General features: G+C 76.7%; 9 protein-coding genes and 2 pseudogenes. 6 read left to right on the top strand and 5 right to left on the bottom strand.

Translation table 11 applies throughout. The features are described 5' to 3' along the window. The first annotated feature begins 21 nt into the window (after positions 1-21). The 4 genes and pseudogenes from IE287_RS17030 (at position 22) to IE287_RS17010 (ending at position 8,969) form a co-directional block, all read left to right on the top strand. Entirely contained in the window at positions 22-1,464 is a 1,443-nt protein-coding gene (locus tag IE287_RS17030) for an acyltransferase domain-containing protein (RefSeq protein WP_229883531.1), read from the top strand. Further along, positions 1,461-7,559, top strand: coding sequence for an SDR family oxidoreductase (locus IE287_RS17020; protein ID WP_189849902.1), 6,099 nt, complete (start codon positions 1,461-1,463; stop codon positions 7,557-7,559). The genes IE287_RS17030 and IE287_RS17020 overlap by 4 nt, the downstream gene beginning before the upstream one ends. Next, positions 7,546-8,058 (top strand): annotated as a pseudogene (locus tag IE287_RS39435) (4'-phosphopantetheinyl transferase family protein); the annotation flags it as partial. The gene IE287_RS17020 and the pseudogene IE287_RS39435, both read left to right, overlap by 14 nt. Positions 8,059-8,195: 137 nt before the next feature. After that, positions 8,196-8,969: an SDR family NAD(P)-dependent oxidoreductase gene (locus IE287_RS17010; RefSeq protein ID WP_189849901.1), complete on the top strand. Its 774-nt coding sequence runs from the start codon at positions 8,196-8,198 to the stop codon at positions 8,967-8,969. A 101-nt stretch (positions 8,970-9,070) separates the two neighbouring features. Here the strand turns inward: IE287_RS17010 and IE287_RS17005 are convergent. From IE287_RS17005 to IE287_RS16985, 5 genes and pseudogenes are all read right to left on the bottom strand, one after another. Further along, a pseudogene (locus IE287_RS17005) lies at positions 9,071-9,277 on the bottom strand (ROK family protein); the annotation flags it as partial. Between the two features lie 162 nt (positions 9,278-9,439). Next, complete coding sequence (locus IE287_RS17000) at positions 9,440-11,353, bottom strand: helix-turn-helix domain-containing protein (protein ID WP_189850099.1); 1,914 nt, start codon at positions 11,351-11,353, stop codon at positions 9,440-9,442. Between the two features lie 251 nt (positions 11,354-11,604). Continuing rightward, positions 11,605-12,972: an MFS transporter gene (locus IE287_RS16995; RefSeq protein ID WP_189849900.1), complete on the bottom strand. Its 1,368-nt coding sequence runs from the start codon at positions 12,970-12,972 to the stop codon at positions 11,605-11,607. Between the two features lie 191 nt (positions 12,973-13,163). Beyond that, a complete protein-coding gene (locus IE287_RS16990; RefSeq protein WP_189849899.1) occupies positions 13,164-13,955 on the bottom strand; it encodes a 3-hydroxybutyrate dehydrogenase in 792 nt (263 codons plus the stop codon). A 94-nt stretch (positions 13,956-14,049) separates the two neighbouring features. Further along, complete coding sequence (locus IE287_RS16985; RefSeq protein ID WP_189849898.1) at positions 14,050-15,483, bottom strand: 3-hydroxybutyrate oligomer hydrolase family protein; 1,434 nt, start codon at positions 15,481-15,483, stop codon at positions 14,050-14,052. A gap of 543 nt (positions 15,484-16,026) precedes the next feature. On the opposite strand from IE287_RS16985, the gene IE287_RS16980 reads away from it, so the two are divergent. After that, on the top strand, positions 16,027-16,806 hold the full coding sequence (locus IE287_RS16980) for a CoA transferase subunit A (RefSeq protein ID WP_189849897.1): 780 nt from the start codon (positions 16,027-16,029) through the stop codon (positions 16,804-16,806). After that, positions 16,803-17,462, top strand: a complete 660-nt coding sequence (locus IE287_RS16975; protein WP_189849896.1) for a CoA transferase subunit B — start codon at positions 16,803-16,805, stop codon at positions 17,460-17,462. Before IE287_RS16980 ends, IE287_RS16975 begins: the two co-directional genes overlap by 4 nt. The last annotated feature ends 121 nt before the right edge of the window (positions 17,463-17,583 follow it).

Raw genomic sequence — 17,583 nt, 5'->3', positions numbered from 1 at the left:
GTGCGCCATGGAGGAGTTGCCGTGACGGACTGCGCCGTCCTGTTCCCCGGACAGGGTGCCTACTTCCCCGGGGCCCTCGCCCCACTGGCCGACGACGAACCGCTCGTGCGCGAGACGCTGGAGGTGCTGGACGCGGCGGCGGTCCGGGTGGGCCGGACCGCTCCCTCCCGGCTCCTGCTGGACGAGCGGGCCCCGTCCCTGGCCGAGCTCGTGACCACGTCCCCCGCCGACCTGCACGCGGCGCTGTTCGCCGCCGGGACCGCCCTCTTCCGCGTCCTGACCGAGCGCCACGGACTGCGGCCCAGCGTCCTGGTCGGACACAGCTTCGGCGAACTGGTGGCCCTCACCGCCGCCGGCGTGTTCGGCCCGGAGGAGGGCATGGCCCTGGTCGCCGCCCGCGACGACGCCTTCGCCGCGTGCCCTCCGGCGGACGGCGGGATGGTGGCGCTGGACGTGTCCGCGACCCGCGCCGCCGCGCTCCTGGACGGCCTGGGCGAGTGGGAGGTGACCCTCGCCGCCGACAACAGCCCCCGCCAGTGCGTGGTGTCGGGTCCCGCGGAACCGCTGGAGCGGGTCCGCGGCGCGGCCGCGATGCTCGGCATCGGCGCCACCCGGCTCAGGGTTCCGTACGCCTTCCACCACCGGATGCTCGCCCCGGTCGCCGGGGACTTCGCCGGACGGGCCGCCGCGCTGCGCACCGGCCCCGCGCGGCACGCCCTGCACTCGGCGATCCTGGGACGGCGCCTGGACGACGAGGACGCGGTGGCCGACCTGGTCGCGGCCCACCTCGTACGGCCCACGCGGTTCACGGAGGCGGTGCGCGGCGTGCACGCGGACGGCGTGGACGTGTTCGTGGAGTGCGGTCCGCGCGGCGTCCTGAGCGACCTCGTGGCGGCCACGGTGCCCGGCGTACGCGTCATCGCGCCGCTGCGGCGACGGGCGGGGGGACGGGAGGTGGCCGACGCGGTGGCCGACGCGGTGGCGGGGATGGGGGCGGGAGGTGCACCTTCCCCCCTCCCCCGGACCTCCGATCCGCGCAGGCCTCCTGGTCCTGTCCATCCTTCCGGGGCCTCCGGGGTCCTCGGGGCCTCCGGAGTTCTTGGGGTCTCCGGAACCCACGGAGACCGGGACGGGCACCTCGCCGAGGCCCCGGCCGCGGCTCCCGCGCCCCGTGCCGCCGGGGGCGGTGACCGGCACGGGGTCGTGGAGACGCTGAGGGCCCTGTACGCCGAGGCGCTGGGGTACCCGCCCGAGGTGCTCACGGAGGACGCGGACCTGGAGGCCGACCTCGGCGTGGACTCCATCAAGCAGACCGAGCTCTTCGCCCGCGCGGCCACGCACTACGGACGGGTCCTGCCGGCCGAAGGATCCCGGCTGACCAGCTACACGACCCTCACGGCGCTCGCCGGACTGCTGGGCACGCTGCCCGCCCTGGACGCGTCCGCGGCGGAGGCGACGGCATGAGCCGGCCGTCCGGTCCCGTGCCCCCGGCCGCACCCGGCCTCCAGGGGAAGGTCGCCGTCGTGACCGGCGGCGGCAAGGGCGTCGGCGCGGCCGTCAGCCGCGAACTCGCCCGGCACGGCGCACACGTCGTCGTGAACTTCTTCCACTCCCCGCGTGCGGCCGAGGAGACCGTCGCCGCGATCCGGCGGGACGGAGGGAGCGCCCAGGCCCTGCGGGCCAGCGTCGCCAAGCGCGAGCAGGTGACGGCGATGTTCGAGGCGGTCGCCGCCGAACACGGCGGCGTGGACGTCCTCGTGAACAACGCGGCCCGCGGCGTCTTCGCCCGGTTCGACGACCTCACCGACACCGAGTGGCAGCGCGCGCTCGACACCAACCTCCACGGGGCCCGCTGGTGCGCCCTGGCCGCGGCGCCCCTGATGGCCGCCCGGGGAGGCGGGGCGATCGTGAACGTCTCGTCCATCGGCGCGGGGCTCGCCATGGACAACTACCTGCTGGTGGGGGTGTGCAAGGCGGCGCTGGAGGCGATGACGCGGTACCTCGCCGCCGATCTCGGCCCGCTGGGCATCCGCGTCAACACCGCCTCCGCCGGGCTGCTGGACAACCCCACCGCCGCGCTGTTCCCCGGCGCCGCCGGGCTTCGGGACACGTGCCGGGCGGCGTCGCCGCTGGGCCGGCTGGGCACGGAGGAGGACCTGGCCCAGGTGGTGGCCTTCCTGGTGTCGCCCCACGCGCGGTGGGTCACCGGACAGTGCCTGCTGGCCGACGGGGGGCTGTCGGTGGGCCGGGCCATGCTCACGCCTCGCACGGTTGCGGCGGGGGCGGGGTCGGGGACGGGTGCGCGGACGGATGCGGAGGCCGGGGCGGAAGGGGGTGCGGGGGCCGGCTCCCCGGCCGTACCCGCGTCGCCGGCTTCTCCGTCCGTCCCCACTCCTGCGTCCGTCCCCGCTCCTGCGTCCGTCCCCGCTCCTGCGTCCGCCTCGGTTCCCTCGGCCGCGTCCGCGCCGTCCGTGCGCGCCTCCGCGTCGGGCTCCGGGGAGCGGACCGTGGCCGTCGTCGGGGCGGGGCTCGTCGCGCCCGGCGTGGACGGGCCGGAGACGCTGTGGCAGCGGCTGGCGGAGGGGGTGCCCCGGTTCAGCGAGCCGCGGGAGCGCTTCGCCCTCGACCACTTCTGGTCCTCCCGGGCCGCGCCGGACCGCACGTACAGCCGGGTCGCCGGGTACGTGCGGCCGGTTCCGTCCGACGGCGAGGACTTCCTGACGGCCTGGGCGCACACCGCCCTGGCCCAGTGCGGCGTCCGGGAGCTCGGCGCCGGCGGGGTCCGTGCCGCGTGCTTCGTCGGCGCGTGGGGCGAGGGCTCCCAGCACGTCGAGGAGAGCCTGCTGGTGGAGGCCGCCGCCGAGGGCATCGCCTCGCACTGGCCCGTCCCCGCGGACGGGGACCTCCGCGAGCGGCTGCGGGAGCTGCTGAGGGCCGGCTACCCGCGTGCCGGACGGCTGGCGGAGCACCTGCCGCGGGCCGCCGTCCGGCGGGCCGTGGAGCGGCTGCTGCCCGGGCGCGGGACACCGGTGCGGGTCGTCGACACCGCCTGCTCCTCCTCCCTGTACGCCGTCGATCTGGGGGCGCGGGCGGTGCTGGACGGCGAGTGCGAACTCGCCCTGTGCGGAGGGGTGTTCTCACTGGGCCCCCGTTACAGCGTCCTCTTCTCCCAGCTCGGCGGGCTGAGCCGGTCGGGTGCGGTGCGGGCGCTCGACGCGGGTGCCGACGGGGTGCTGTTCTCGGACGGCGCCGGGTTCGTCGCCCTCAAGCGGCTCGACCGGGCCCGTGCCGACGGCGACCGGATCCTGGGCGTGCTCGCCGGCTTCGGAGCGGCCTCCGACGGACGCGGGCGGGCGGTGCACGCACCGCACCACACGGGCCAGGAGCGGGCGTTGGCGCGCGCCCGGGCCGTGTCCGGCATCGGCGCGGCGGAGGTCGACTGGGTGGTGGCGCACGCCACCGGGACCCCCGTCGGCGACCGGGTGGAGCGCGACGTCGTGCAGCGGCAGCTGCCGGACGCCTGGTGCACGTCCACCAAGTCGGTGATCGGGCACACCGGCTGGACGGCGGGCGTGGCATCCGTCGTCCACGCACTGCAGGCACTGGCCCACAGCGTGATCCCCCCGCAGACGCCCTACACCGCGCCCGCCGAAGGCGCCGGCCCCCGCGTCCCGACCGGGCCGGTGCCGTGGCCCCGGCCCGCCGGGCGGCCGCGGACGGTCGGCGTCTCCTCCTTCGGCTTCGGCGGCACCAACGCCCACCTGCTGCTCCAGGACGCGCCCCGGCCCGGGGAGACCGCTCCGGTCTCCGTGCCCGAGCCCGTCGGCGAGGACCCCGTGGTGGCGGTGGCGTGGGCCGCCCACCTGCCCGGGGAGCCGGACGCGCGGGAGGTGGCCCGCAGGCTCGCCGCCGGGCTGCCGCCGGGCGGGCGCCCCTCCTTCGGAACCGATTTCCCCGCTCCCTCCTTCGCCGACGTCCGCATGCCGTCGCGAACCGTGGAGGCCGTCGACCGCGCCCAGTTGATGGCGCTTCAGGTGGTGGCGAGGCTCGGCGGGCCGGGCGGCTCCCCCTGGTGGGACGGGCTGCGGGAGCGCTGCGGGGTCTTCGCCGCCCACACGGGCGTCCCGTCCCGCTCGCCCGAGGTGACCCTGCGCTGCTACGCGACCTCGCTGACGGAGACCGTACGCCGTCACACCTCGGCTCCGGCCGGGGGCGCACGCGGGGCGGAGGCGTCCGGGCTCGACCCGAAGGCACTCGAAGAGGCCACCGCCGCGCTCCTGGACGCGGTGCGTGCGCGTCCCGCGCCGGGGGAGGACACGCTGGCCGGGCTGATGCCCAACGTGATCCCCGCCCGCGTCGCCTCGCTCCACGACCTGCACGGCCCGACCATGACGCTGGACACCGGCGTCGCCTCCGGCCGCGACGCGCTGCGCGCCGCGGCGGACCGCCTGCGGCGGGACGAGCTGGACATGGCCGTGGTGATCGGGGTGAACGGCGCCTCCGGACCCCTGTTCTCCCGGCTCCGGGAGACGGACTCCTCCACGGTCCGCGAGGCGAGCGAACCGCGCGGGGCGGACGGGATGGACGGGGTGGACGGCCTGAGCGGGCTGAGCGGCGTGAGCCGTGCGGACGCGACGGCCACGGCGGGTGGGGCGGACGGCGCGGGCGGGGCGGACGTGCCCGCCGAGCGGGCCGAGCCGGCCGAGGGCGCCTTCGCGCTGGTGCTCACCCGGGCGTCCGTCGCGGCCGCGCGGGGCTGGACGCCGCTCGGCCGGCTCGCCCCGCTGCTGGCCGGCCTGCCGCCCGAGCCCGTCGCCCTCGGCGGACGCGGCTACCGGGGCGCCGACGACCTGGTCGCGATCCTGCGCCGCGTCACCGCAGCCTCCGCTCCGGCACCGACGACGCGGCGCCACACCCTCAGCTGGCGGCCGCGCGGCGACTGCGCCCCCACGGGGCTCCCCGTGCCGGACCGCACCCTGGTCGTCACCGCCGCCCGGCACGCCGCCGCCCTGCGTCCCCTCGTCCGGGCCGGCGCACACAGCCGTCTCCTGGCGCTGGACGAGGGCCAGGACCCCCAGCAGGCCGTCGACGCGGTCCTGGCCGGGAACCCGGAGGGGTTCGCGCACGTCCGGGTCGTCGCCGACGCCCGCTCCCGCGGCGGTCGGCCCGCCGCGCCCGCCGCCGGGCTGCTGGTGGTGCAGGAGGCCGCGTTCTGGGCCGTACGGCGGCTGCGCGACCGGCTCGTGGCGGACGGGAGCTGTGCCGTGGCCGTGCTGGCGCCGTTCCGTGACGGCCTGCCCGCACCGCACGCCCACCTGTTCACGGGCTTCGTCAAGTCCCTCGCCTGGGAGCTGACCGGCTGCGCGGTGCGCGCCGTGGTCACCGACTCCCCTTCGGCGCGGACCGCGCTGACCGTCCTGGAGGACGAACTGGCCCGCCCCGCCGACGGCCTGCCGGTCGTCCACCACCACGGCGGGACCCGCTTCGCGCAGCGCCTCGCCGAGGACGCGCCCCCCGTGCCGGACGGGGAACTCCCCCTCGCGCCGGGGGCCGTGGTCGTGGCCACCGGCGGAGCCCGCGGCATCACGGCCGCGTGCCTCCTGGGGCTGGCCCGCCGGGTCCGGCTCCGGGTGCACCTCGTCGGCTCCGGCCGCCCCGACGACGTCCCCGCCGCGCTGCTGGACACGCCGGAGGAGGCGCTGCCCGCCGCCCGCGCCCGGTACATCGCCGGGGAGCGGGGCCGCCGGCCCGGCCTGTCCGTGCGGGAGATCAACACGGCCTTCGACCGGCTCCTGCACGCCCGCGAGTCCGCCCTGACGCTCCGCGCGCTGCGGACGCTGTGCGGCGACGACCACGTCCGCTTCCACACCTGCGACGTCACCGACCCGGAGGCCGTACGGCGCCTGGCCGACGCCGTCCGCGCCGACGGGGGCCGCGTCGACCTGCTCGTCAACGGCGCGGGGCTGCACCACCCCGGCGACATCACCCGCAAGACCCTGCCCGGCATGCGGCGCGTCCGCGACGTCAAGCTGTACGGCCACCACCACCTGCGCTCCGCCTTCACCGGGGACCTCGCCCCGCGCCTGTGGTGCAACTTCGGGTCCGTCACCGGAGTCGCGGGACTGCCCGGCGAGAGCGACTACTCCCCCGCGAACGACTTCCTGTCCGGCGCCGCACTCGCCGGCCCCCCGGGCGAATTCACGATCGCGTGGACGATCTGGGACGAGACGGGGCTCGGCTCCGGTGCGGTCGTCCAGGCGTACACCGCGCGCACCGCGCGCCTGTCCCGCATGACCACCGAGGAGGGCGTCGCCCACTTCCTGGACGAACTCCGCCGCAGGCCCGGCTGCGAGGACCGGCTCGTCACCTTCGTCGGCGAGGCCGAACACCACTCCTTCGACCTCCGGTTCCCCGGGCTGTGCGGCCCCCCGGTGACCTCCGGGAGCGGGGAGGACGGAGGGAGCGGGGAGGACGGAGGGAGCGGGGAGGACGGAGGGAGCGGGGAGGACGGAGGGAGCGGGCGAGCCGGCGAGAACAGGGTGGCCGACGGGAGCAGGGAGGCCGACGGGAGCGGCGGGGCTCGGGCGGGCGGCACTGCCCCCGTCGGCACGCCCGGCGCGCACGGCCTGCCGGGGCTGCTGCCCGCCCCCTCCTCGTACCACCGCGACCGTGCTTCCTGGCGGCTCGAACTCGCCCTGGGCAGCCACGGGTTCCTGCTCGACCACCTGGTCGACGGGAGGCCGACCGTGCCCGGTGTGCTGCTCGCCGACATCGCGGTCCAGGCCGCGCGCACCCTGGCCCCCGGCCTGGCGGTCCGCAGCGTCGACGACCTGGTCTTCAGCGCCTGGGTGCGCGCCCGCGCCGACGGCAGGCCCGCCCCGTACCGCGTCGACGCGCGGCGGGTGGACCTCCCCCGGAGCGCGGCCCGGGGCGGCGGGACCGGCTGCGCCGTCACCGTCACGGTCCGCTCCGACACCACCGCCCCCGACGGGCGCGTGCTGGCCCGGGACCGGGAACACTTCCGCGCGACCGTACGCCTCGGAGCGCCGGTCCCCTTCGCCGCCGCGCGCGGACCGCTCGCCGCGCCCCTCCGGCCGGTCGCGGACCCGTACTACGCCCCGGACTCGCCGGTCCTGCTCACCGGCGCCTTCCGGGCCACCGACCAGTGCCACACCACCGCCCTGGGCACCACCGCCCGCTGGCATCCCGACCCGCGGCGGCTCGACGGCCTGCCCCGGCTGGGCACTCCCTGCACCCTGCTCGACAGCCTCGCCCGCACCCCGGCCCTCCGGCCGGATCCCGACGGCCGCCACCCGATCCCGGTGCCCCGCTCCATCGAACGCATCACGCTCCACGAGCCCGGCGACGACCACGCCCTCCTCGGCCGCCATCCCGACGGGCTCCGCCTGCACCACTCCCCCGCCACGGCGACCAGCACCGCGACCGCCGCCGACGGGCGCGTGGTCGCCCGGATCACCGGGATGCGCGCGACCGTCCTCGCCCGCCTGCCCGCCTCCGCCGCCGCCGCGCCGGACGGGCCCGACCGTGCCGCCCGGTGACCCCCGGCACCAGCGCGTCCCCTCGGCGGCCGGCCCGGTGGACGTCTGGTGGCGGCTCGGGCCGGCCGCCGCGGGCCGGGGCGACGGCCGGGCCCTGCTGCGCCACGCCGTCGCCGTCCGCTGCGGCCGGGATCCGGACGCGCTCCGGATCGGCCCCGACGCCCTCGGCCGGCCCGCCCTGCTCCCCGGCCAGGGCCTCCCCCCGCTCCGGCTCACCGCGGCCCGCTGCGGCGCCCTCACCGTCGCCGCGCTGGCCGCACCGGCCGCCGCGTCCGGCACCCGGATCGGGATCGACACCGAGCACCTGACCGCGCCGCCCTCCCCCGCGCTCCTGCTCCACGCGCTCCGTCCGTCCGAGCGCGCCGCCCTGGCCGCGTGCCCGGCGAGCGACCGGCCGGTCGCCTTCCTGTCCCTGTGGACGGCGAAGGAGGCCGTCGCCAAGGTGCTCGGATGGCCGCTGCTCCGCGCCCTGGTGGACGTGGAGATCGGCCTCGTCCCCCGCCCGGCCGTGGCGCGCGTCGGCACCGACCCCGATCCGCGCGGCTGGCACCTGGTGCCCCTGCTGCTGCCCGGCCTGCCGCACACCACCACGCTCGCCCTCCGCCACCGGCCCACCGCACCCGAACGGGAGACCCCATGGACCTCACCGGCAGGACCGCGCTCGTCACCGGCGGCACCCGGGGCATCGGCCTGGCCATCGCCCGGACGCTGCTCGACCACGGCGCCCGGGTCGTCGTCACCGGCCGCGGCGAGGAGCACGGCGCCGAGGCCCTCGCCCGCCTCGACGCCGGCGACGACGTCACCTTCTGCGCCGCCGACGCCACCCGCCGCCCGGACGCCGAACGCGCGGTCGACACCGTCGTGGAGCGCTACGGGCACCTCGACATCGTCGTCAACAACGTCGGTGGAGCGACCGACTTCGCGACCGTCGCCGACATCACCGACGACGCCTGGCACCGCACCCTCGCCCTCAACCTCGACACCGCGCTCTACACCACGCGGCACGCCCTGGCCCGGCTCGTCCCGCAGCGCTCCGGACGCATCATCACCATCTCGTCGATGGAGGGACGGGACCCCGACCCCGGGCTCTGCGCCTACGCCGCCGCCAAGCACGCCCTCATCGGCCTGACCCGGGTCCTGGCCAAGGAGGTGGGCCCGCACGGGATCACCGCGAACTGCGTCTGCCCCGGCGCCGTCGAGACCGACTGGGTCACCGAGCAGGGGCCGAAGGCCGCGCGGGTGCTGGGCACCGACTACGCGGGGCTGATCCGCCACTTCGTCGGGCGCACCGCGACCGGTCGCCTCACCCGTCCGGAGGAGGTGGCCGCCGCCGTGCTGCTCCTCGCGTCGCCCGCAGGCTCCGGCATCACCGGCTCCTGCCTCTCCGTCGACGGCGGCACCACGGTGTGACGGCGCGTACGCCCGGGGGGCGCCCACCCGTTCCTCGGGCACCTCGGGCCCGGCGTGGTCACCGGGGGGCGACCCTCACTGCGAACGTCGTCCCGCCCGCGGGCACGGGCGGGTCGCACGGTGACGTGCCCGATCTCGCCCGCCCGGCCGGCGCCGGACTCGATGCCGCCGTCGAGGCCGATCGCCCCGCCGACGGTCCGGCCCGCGGACACGAACAGGAAGCGGTCCCGCGCGCGGCCGGCCCCGAGGCGGCCTTCGGCGAGGCCCGCGGCGCGGACGCCGTCCGCGAGCGCGACGGGGACCCCACGGAAGCGCGGAGCACGGTTCCGCCCGGAGGGACGAACCGGAGGGGCGAAGACGCCGCTCAGGGGGCGAGAGCGCCGCCCGGGAGGGTGCCGGAATCGCCCGGGGGGACGCCTGGCTCGCCCAGGAGGACGCCTGGCTCGCCCGGGGGGGGACGCCGGGACCGCTCAGGGGAGCGCCGGGGTCGCTCCGGCGGACCGGGAGAGGTCGTGGAGGCGGAGCGCCAGGTGGATCTCCAGGGCGCTGGCGGGGGCGTTCCAGTCGGGGCCGAGGAGCTGCGCGACCCGGTCGAGCCGCTGCACGACCGTGTTCACGTGCACGTGGAGGGCGTCCTTGGCCCGGGAGAGGCTGGATCCCTGCTCGTAGTAGGCGCGCAGGGTCCGCACGAGGTCGGTGCCGCGTTCGGCGTCGTAGGCGAGGACGGGTCCGAGCACGCGGTCGACGTACGCCCCGATGTCGGTCCGGTCGCCGAGCAGCACGCCGATGAAGCCGAGGTCGGCGATGTCGGCGCCCTCGCCGGCGCGCCCCAGCGAAGGGAGCGCGGTGAGGCAGCGCACCGCCTCCGCGTGGAGGGCCGCGTGCTCCGCCGGACCGGTCCCGGGGCCCGCGGCGCCCACGGTGACCGGGGTGCCGACGATCCGGCCGAGGTCGGCGGCGAGGCCACGGGCCAGGGCGCCGGGACGCTCGCAGGGCACGAGCAGGACGGCGTGGCCGTGCCGGGTGCCCGCCAGGCCGCCGAGTCCCCGTGCGGTCCGGGCCGTCTCCGAGGCGAGCCGGGAGCGCAGGGCGGGCTCGCAGTCGAGGACGGCGACGGCGTGCGGGCGGCCGAGGTCGAGCCCGAGCCGGCGGGCCCGCAGGACGAGGCTGCCGGCGTCCCGGTGCGCCGAGGCGGCGGGGGCCGCGAGCAGGTCGTCGAGGAGTTCGCCGCGCACCCGGTCCTCGGTCTCCGCGACCGAGCGGCGGATCAGCAGGAGCATCGCGGTGACCAGCGCGGACCGTTCGAAGAGCCGGCGGTCGGCCTCGGAGAGGTCGCCCCGGCCGGTCAGCACGATGCCGCCCAGCGGCTCCGCGCCGGCGAGGACGGCACACGTCCAGACGCCCCCGGCGCGCACCGCCCGGCCCTCGGCGCGGGAGGCGTCCAGGCTCGCGGGCGACGGCGCCACCGGCGCGGTGCCGACCCGGGCCAGTTCGCTGCCGTCCGTGTCGTGGAGGGCCACTCCCCCGCCGAGCAGCGCGGCGATCTCCGCGGCGACCTCGTCGGTCCCGGCGCCGCGCAGCACCAGCTTGGAGAGCCGGTCGTGGGCGTCGGAGGCCTGGTGGAGGGCCTCGCCGTGGGCGCGGGCGGTCGCGTTGGCGGCTTCGAGGCGGGCGAGGGCGGTGCGGGTGGCCTCCAGCCGGCGGGCGCTGTCGATGGCGACGGCCGCGTGGTCGGCGAGCGAGGCCAGGAGGGCGATGGCGTCGGGGGTGAACTCCCGCGGGGTGCGGTCCGCCGCGAAGAGCACGCCGATGACCTCCTCGCCGAGACGGAGGGGGACGCCGAGGATCCCCCGGAGGCCCTCCTCCGCCACGCCGTCGTCGATGGCGCCGGTGTGCCGGTAGCGGCGGTCGGTCCGGTAGTCCGTGCTGGCGTACGGCCGGGCGGTCTGGGCGACCAGGCCGCCCAGACCCTCGCCCATGCCGAGCCTCAGCTGCTGGAAGGCGGCCGACACGGAGCCCTCGGTGACCCGCATGAACGTGTCCCGCGCGGCCGGGTCGTTGAGGGTGAGGTAGGCGACGTCGGAGCCGAGCAGCGTACGGGCCCGCCGGACGATGGCGCGCAGGACGGCGTCGAGGTCCCGCAGCCGGGCCAGGTCGCCGGCGGTGTCGAAGAGCGCGACGAGCTCGGCCTCCCGCCGCCGCTGCTGGTCGAGCACCCGCCGTACGGAGAGGGCGGCGCGGGTGGTCTCCTCGATCCAGGCGAGCTCCGCCGGCGCGGCACCGGCCGCCCGCGCGCGGGCGGGCTCCGCGGCCAGCTCCTCGCCGGAGGCGTCGGCGGCCAGCAGGTCGAGCACGCGCCGGGCCGCCTCCGCGGCCACGGGCATCCGGGCATCGGTCGGACGACCGGTCGTCACGGGGGCCTCCTCGCGGGGCGGTGGGCGGGGCGGTGAGCGGTGAACGGTGGGGCGATGAGGCGGTGGAGCGATAAGGCGGTGGAGCGATAAGGCGGTGGGGCGATAAGGCGGTGGGGCGATGGGCGGGACGGCCCGGGCGGGGCGGGGGCCGCACGGGGACGGCCCGGGCCGTCGTCCTCCCCCTGGGGACGGCGGGCCCGGGCCGGTCACGGCCCTCGCCGCTAGACCCGGTCGCCCGCGGAGACCGGGGCCTGCGCGGCGGCCGGCGCCTCGTCGCGGCCGCGGGCCAGGTCACGGCCGCGGGTCTCGCGGGTGACGGCGACGGTGAGGGTGGTGACCACGGCCGCCAGACAGAGGTAGACGGAGATCGGGGTGGAGGAGTCGTACTCCTTCAGCAGCTCGACGGCGATGATCGGGGCGAGGGCGCCGGCGACGATGGAGGCCAGCTGGGAGCCCATGGAGGCGCCGGAGTAGCGGACCTTCGTGTCGAACATCTCCGAGATGAAGGCGGCCTGGGGGCCGTACATCGCGCCGTGGAGCAGCAGGCCCGCGGTGACCGCGAGGGCGATCACGGCGAACGACTTCGAGTCGACGAGCCCGAAGAAGACGAAGGCCCAGACCGCCATGCCGACCGAGCCGATCAGGGTGACCGGACGCCGGCCGATCCGGTCCGACAGCGCGCCCCACAGCGGGATGGTGAAGAAGTGGACGGCCGAGCCGATGAGGACCGCGTTGAGGGCGGTGCTCTTCGGCAGCTCCAGGTGGACGGTGACGTACACGAGGAGGAAGGAGGTGAGGATGTAGTACGAGATGTTCTCGCCGAAGCGGGTGCCGATGGCCGACAGCACCTCGCGCCAGCTGCGCCGGAACACCTCGACGACCGGGGCCTCCTCCTTGACGCCCGCGGCGGCGGCCGCCTCCGCCTTCGCCTGGGCCTCCAGGAACACCGGGGACTCGGAGACCGAGACGCGGATCCACAGGCCGATCACCACGAGCAGGCCGGACAGGAGGAAGGGGATCCGCCAGCCCCAGGCCTGGAAGTCGGCCTCCGACTGGACGGCGGCGAGCAGCGCCAGGACACCGGTGGCGAGCAGGTTGCCGCCGGGGGCGCCGGCCTGCGGCCAGGACGCCCAGAAGCCGCGGTGCTTGTCGCCGCCGTGCTCGGAGACGATCAGGACGGCGCCGCCCCACTCGCCGCCGAGGGCGAAGCCCTGGACGAGCCGCAGCACCGTCAGCAGGATCGGCGCGCCGATGCCGATCGTCCCGTACGTGGGCAGGAGGCCCATCGCGAAGGTGGCGCCGCCCATCATCAGGAGGCTGAGCACCAGCAGCTTCTTGCGCCCGATCTTGTCCCCGAAGTGCCCGAAGACGATGCCGCCGAGCGGACGGGCGGCGAACCCGATGGCGTACGTGATGAAGGCGATCAGCGTGCCCACGAGGGGGTCGGCGGTGGGGAAGAACAGCGTGTTGAAGACGAGCGCGGCGGCCGAGCCGTACAGGAAGAAGTCGTACCACTCGATGGTGGTGCCGATCAGGCTCGCTCCGACGATGCGGCCGATGCCGCCTCTCGGCTGGGTGGTGTCAGACATGGGTTCACCGGTTTCACGAACGGGCGGAAGGGGGACGGGGACGAGCGCTCTGCAGGTGGTACGGGGTGAAGCGGGTGGGATGAATGGTGCTTGATGAGGCGGGTGGTGCGGGTGTGACAGATGGTGCAGGTGGGACTGGAGGTGCAGTGTGGGACTGGTGATGCGGTGGGGTGAGCGGGGCGGGCTCGGGGTCAGCCCGCCGTCCAGCCGCCGTCCAGCGGCAGGGACGTGCCGGTGAGGTAGCCGGAGTGGGGTCCGCAGAGCCACAGGACGGCCGCGGCGACCTCCTCCGCCTCCAGCAGGCGCTTGACGGGCGAGCGGGCCAGCATGACGTCGGCCAGGACGTCGCCCTCGCTGATGCCGTGGGCGGCGGCCTGGTCGCGGACCTGTCCCTCGACCAGGGGGGTCCGGACGTATCCGGGGTTCACGCAGTTGCTGGTCACGCCGTGCGGCGCGCCTTCGATGGCGGCGACCTTGCTGAGCCCTTCCAGGGCGTGCTTGGCGGCGACGTAGGCGGCCTTGTAGGCGCTGGCCCGCAGGCCGTGGACGCTGGAGACGTTGACGATCCTGCCCCAGCCCCGTCCGTACATGTGCGGCAGCGTGCGCCGCATGAGCAGGAACGGGGCGGTGACCATCACACTCTGGAGGAGCGCGAAGCGCTCCGGGGGGAACTCGGTGAGCGGGGCGACGTGCTGGAGCCCCGCGTTGTTGACGAGGATGTCGACGTCGGACGGGAGGAGGTCGATCGCGGCCCGGTCCGCGAGATCGGCCTCGTGCGCCTGTCCGCCGGCGGCCTTCGCGACCGCCTCGGCGGCCGGGCCGTCCCGGTCCACGACGTGCACGGTGGCCCCCGCCTCCGCCAGGGCCAGCGCGCAGGCCCGGCCGATGCCGCTGCCGCCACCGGTCACCAGGGCGGTGCGACCGGTCAGGTCGGCCGCCGCGGTGGGCGGCGGGGGGACCGGGGTGGGAAATGTGTTCGTCATGGCCGGAAACAGTAGGGAGAGCTCCGGGCCCCTCCCATGGACGGGACCACCACAAAGAACGGTCCGACAGTGGTGTGCGGCACCACTGCGGCGGCTAGCCGCCGAGGGGGCAGCGGTTCAGGAGCTCGGCCGGGTCCGCCGGGGACGGCATGGCGACGGTCCCGGAGGCCGGCGGGCGGGCGCCGGTGGCGAGCCACTCCTCCAGCGCCGTGAAGCCGCTGCGGTGGCACGGCACGAGCGGCCGCAGCCGGTCGGGGAAGACGTCGTACAGCGCGTCGGTGTGGGTGCCGCCCTCGACGCGGTAGTAGCGGTGCAGCCCTCCCCGGCCCGCGTCGCGCACCATGCGGGCGTAGACGTCGGAGTCCTCGCCGATGGGGAGCAGGACGTCGAGGGTGCCGTGCAGGGTGATCAGGGGCTTGCCGATCCGGCCGGTGAGGGCGATCTTCCCGACGGCCCGCCGGACCTCCTCGGGCCGGGACGCGTAGGCGTAGTCGGTGTCGCAGGCGGGCGTGCCCGTCGCGCAGTACGGGGTGCCGGCCTCGGTCGCGCCGTCGAAGCCGGGGTCCAGCTCCTCGCGGTAGATGCGCTGGGTGAGGTCCCAGTAGACCTGGTGGTGGTACGGCCACAGGAACTCGGAGCCGGCGGGGAAGCCCGCGGCGTGCAGCTCGCGCCGCGCGCGGTCGGCGCCGTCGCCGCCCGCCGCGTAGGCCGGGTAGGCGCGCAGGGCCTTCGGGAGGAAGTCGAGGAGGGTGGGGCCGTCGGCGCGCCAGAGGGTGCCTTCCCAGTCGACGCCGCCGTCGTACAGCTCGGGACGGTTCTCCAGCTGCCAGCGCACCAGGTAGCCGCCGTTGGACATGCCGGTGGCCAGGGTGCGGGCGGGCGGGCGGTGGTAGCGCTGCGCCACCACGGACCTGGCGGCCCGGGTGAGCTGGGTGAGGCGCGCGTTCCACTCGGCGATCGCGTCGCCGGGGGCGCGGCCGTCGCGGTGGAAGGCGAGGCCGGTGTTGCCCTTGTCGGTGGCGGCGTAGGCGTACCCCTTGGCCAGCACCCAGTCGGCGATGGCCCGGTCGTTGGCGTACTGCTCGCGGTTGCCGGGGGTGCCGGCGACGACCAGCCCGCCGTTCCAGCGATCGGGCAGCCGGATGACGAACTGGGCGTCGTGGTTCCAGCCGTGGTTGGTGTTGGTGGTGGAGGTGTCGGGGAAGTAGCCGTCGATCTGGAGGCCGGGGACGCCGGTGGGGACGGCCAGGCCCTTGGGGGTGAGCCCGGCCCAGTCGGCCGGGTCGGTGTGCCCGGAGGCGACGGTGCCGGCCGTGGTCAGCTCGTCCAGGCAGGCCGTCCGCTGGAGTTCGGCGCCGGGAACGCGGACGTGGTTCTGGCGGGCGCAGTGTCCGGCCGGGCTTCCCTGGGCGGCGGTGCCGGGGGCCGCGGCGGCCGGGACGGCGGTGAGCGCGAGGGCGGACGCGGTGAGGAGCGTGAGCGTGCGGCGGCGCAGCGCGCCCGGCGGGGAGCCGGGGGAGAGACGCATCGTGGTGCCTCCGGGGATCGGGTTTCTGGGACGCGCGAGAGGCTATGACGGCGATTCGTTCCGACCCATGGGCGTATCGCCCATTCCTGACGGCCCCGTGGTGGGGCGGGGCACCATCCGCCCGGGGCGGACGGGTGGCCGGGATGCCCGGAGCGGGGCGGGCGGGACGGAGCGCTGTGGGGGGCGGGGAGAGGGGGCACGGTGCGGGGGGGGGCGGGGAGAGGGGGCACGGTGGCGGGCAGGCTGGTGACGGTGCCGGCCGCGCCCCGAGGCCGGGGCCCGGGACCCGGGCTGGGATCCGCGCCCCGAGGCCCCGGCCTCGGGGCGCGGAAGGGCCGCGAAAGGGTGTGCGCGGCGGTCGCGGCCGGGGCGGTCGCCGCCGCACGCGGGAGGTGGTGGGCACCATCTCCCCCGGGGCCGGTGTGTGGACGACCACCATGGCCGGGCCCCCGGCGCCTGCCTAGGCTCGCTGCCCATCGGTCGTATCGGCGGCCCGTGCCGGCGCAGGACGCCGCGGCGGGCCGCCCGAGGGAAAGGGTCCGTATGGGTCTGGACAAGACGGTCGCGAGCGCGGCGGAGGCGGTGGCCGACATCCCCGCGGGCGCCACGCTCGCCGTGGGCGGCTTCGGGCTGTGCGGGATCCCCGGCACGCTGATCGACGCCCTGTGGCAGCGCGGGGTCGGCGGTCTGAGGGTCGTGTCGAACAACTGCGGCGTCGACGACTGGGGGCTGGGCCTGCTGCTCGCCGCGGGACGGATCTCCCGGATGACGAGTTCGTACGTGGGCGAGAACAAGGAGTTCGCCCGGCAGTACCTGAGCGGCGAGCTGGAGGTCGAGCTCGTCCCGCAGGGCACCCTGGCGGAGCGGCTGCGGGCGGGCGGCGCGGGCATCCCCGCCTTCTACACCCCCGCCGGCACCGGCACGCAGGTCGGCGAGGGCGGCCTGCCGTGGCGGTACACCGCCGACGGCGGGGTCGCCGTGGCCTCGCCGCCGAAGGAGACGCGGGAGTTCGGCGGGCGGCCCTACCTCCTGGAGGAGGCGATCACGACGGACTTCGCGCTGGTCCGGGCGACCGTCGGGGACCGGCACGGCAATCTCGTCTTCCGCTCCTCGGCCCGGAACTTCAACCCGCTGGCCGCCATGGCCGGACGGATCACCGTCGCCGAGGTCGACCACCTGGTCGAGCCGGGCGAGCTCGACCCCGACGAGGTGCACCTGCCCGGCGTCTTCGTCCAGCGGGTGGTCCGGGTGACGCCCGGCGACCCCGCCGCCGAGCGGCGCGTCGAGCGTCGTACCGTCCGACAGGAAGGCGCCGTCCGATGACCCTGACCCGCGAGCAGATGGCGGCCCGCGCCGCCCTGGAACTGGCCGACGGCAGCTACGTGAACCTCGGCATCGGGCTTCCGACGCTCATCCCCAACCACCTGCCGCCCGGCGTGGAGGTGGTGCTCCAGTCCGAGAACGGCATCCTCGGCGTCGGCCCGTACCCGACGGAGGAGGAGCTCGATCCCGACCTCGTCAACGCGGGCAAGGAGACCGTCACGACCCTGCCGGGGGCGTCGTTCTTCGACTCGGCGCTCTCCTTCGGGATGATCCGCGGCGGCCACATCCACACGGCCGTCCTCGGCGCGATGCAGGTCTCCTCCTCGGGCGACCTCGCCAACTGGATGATCCCCGGCAAGATGGTGAAGGGCATGGGCGGGGCGATGGACCTCGTCCACGGCGCCGGCCGGGTCGTCGTCCTCATGGAGCACACCGCCAAGGACGGCACCCCGAAACTCGTCGACGCCTGCACCCTCCCCCTGACCGGCCGGGGGGTCGTCCAGCGGATCGTCACCGATCTCGCCGTCCTGGACGTCACCCCCGAGGGCTTCGCCCTGGTCGAACTCGCCCCCGGCGTCGGGGTCGAGGAGGTCCGGGCCGCGACGGCCGCCGACCTCCTGGTCCCGGCCGGAGTGGGGGACGTCCGGACCGGCTGAGCCCTCGGCGCCCGTCCTCCGCCGGACCGGACGCCGCCCCCACCGGCCCGTCGGGACCGTCCTCCGCCGGGCCCGACGCCGCCCCGCCCTCCCGCCGGAACCGCCCTCCGCCGGACCGGAC

Source organism: Streptomyces omiyaensis, from assembly GCF_014650895.1.
In the GTDB taxonomy this organism is placed as follows: domain Bacteria; phylum Actinomycetota; class Actinomycetes; order Streptomycetales; family Streptomycetaceae; genus Streptomyces; species Streptomyces omiyaensis.
The sequence above is the reverse complement of the archived record's forward strand: the minus strand, read 5'-3'. Positions and strand labels throughout refer to the sequence as shown.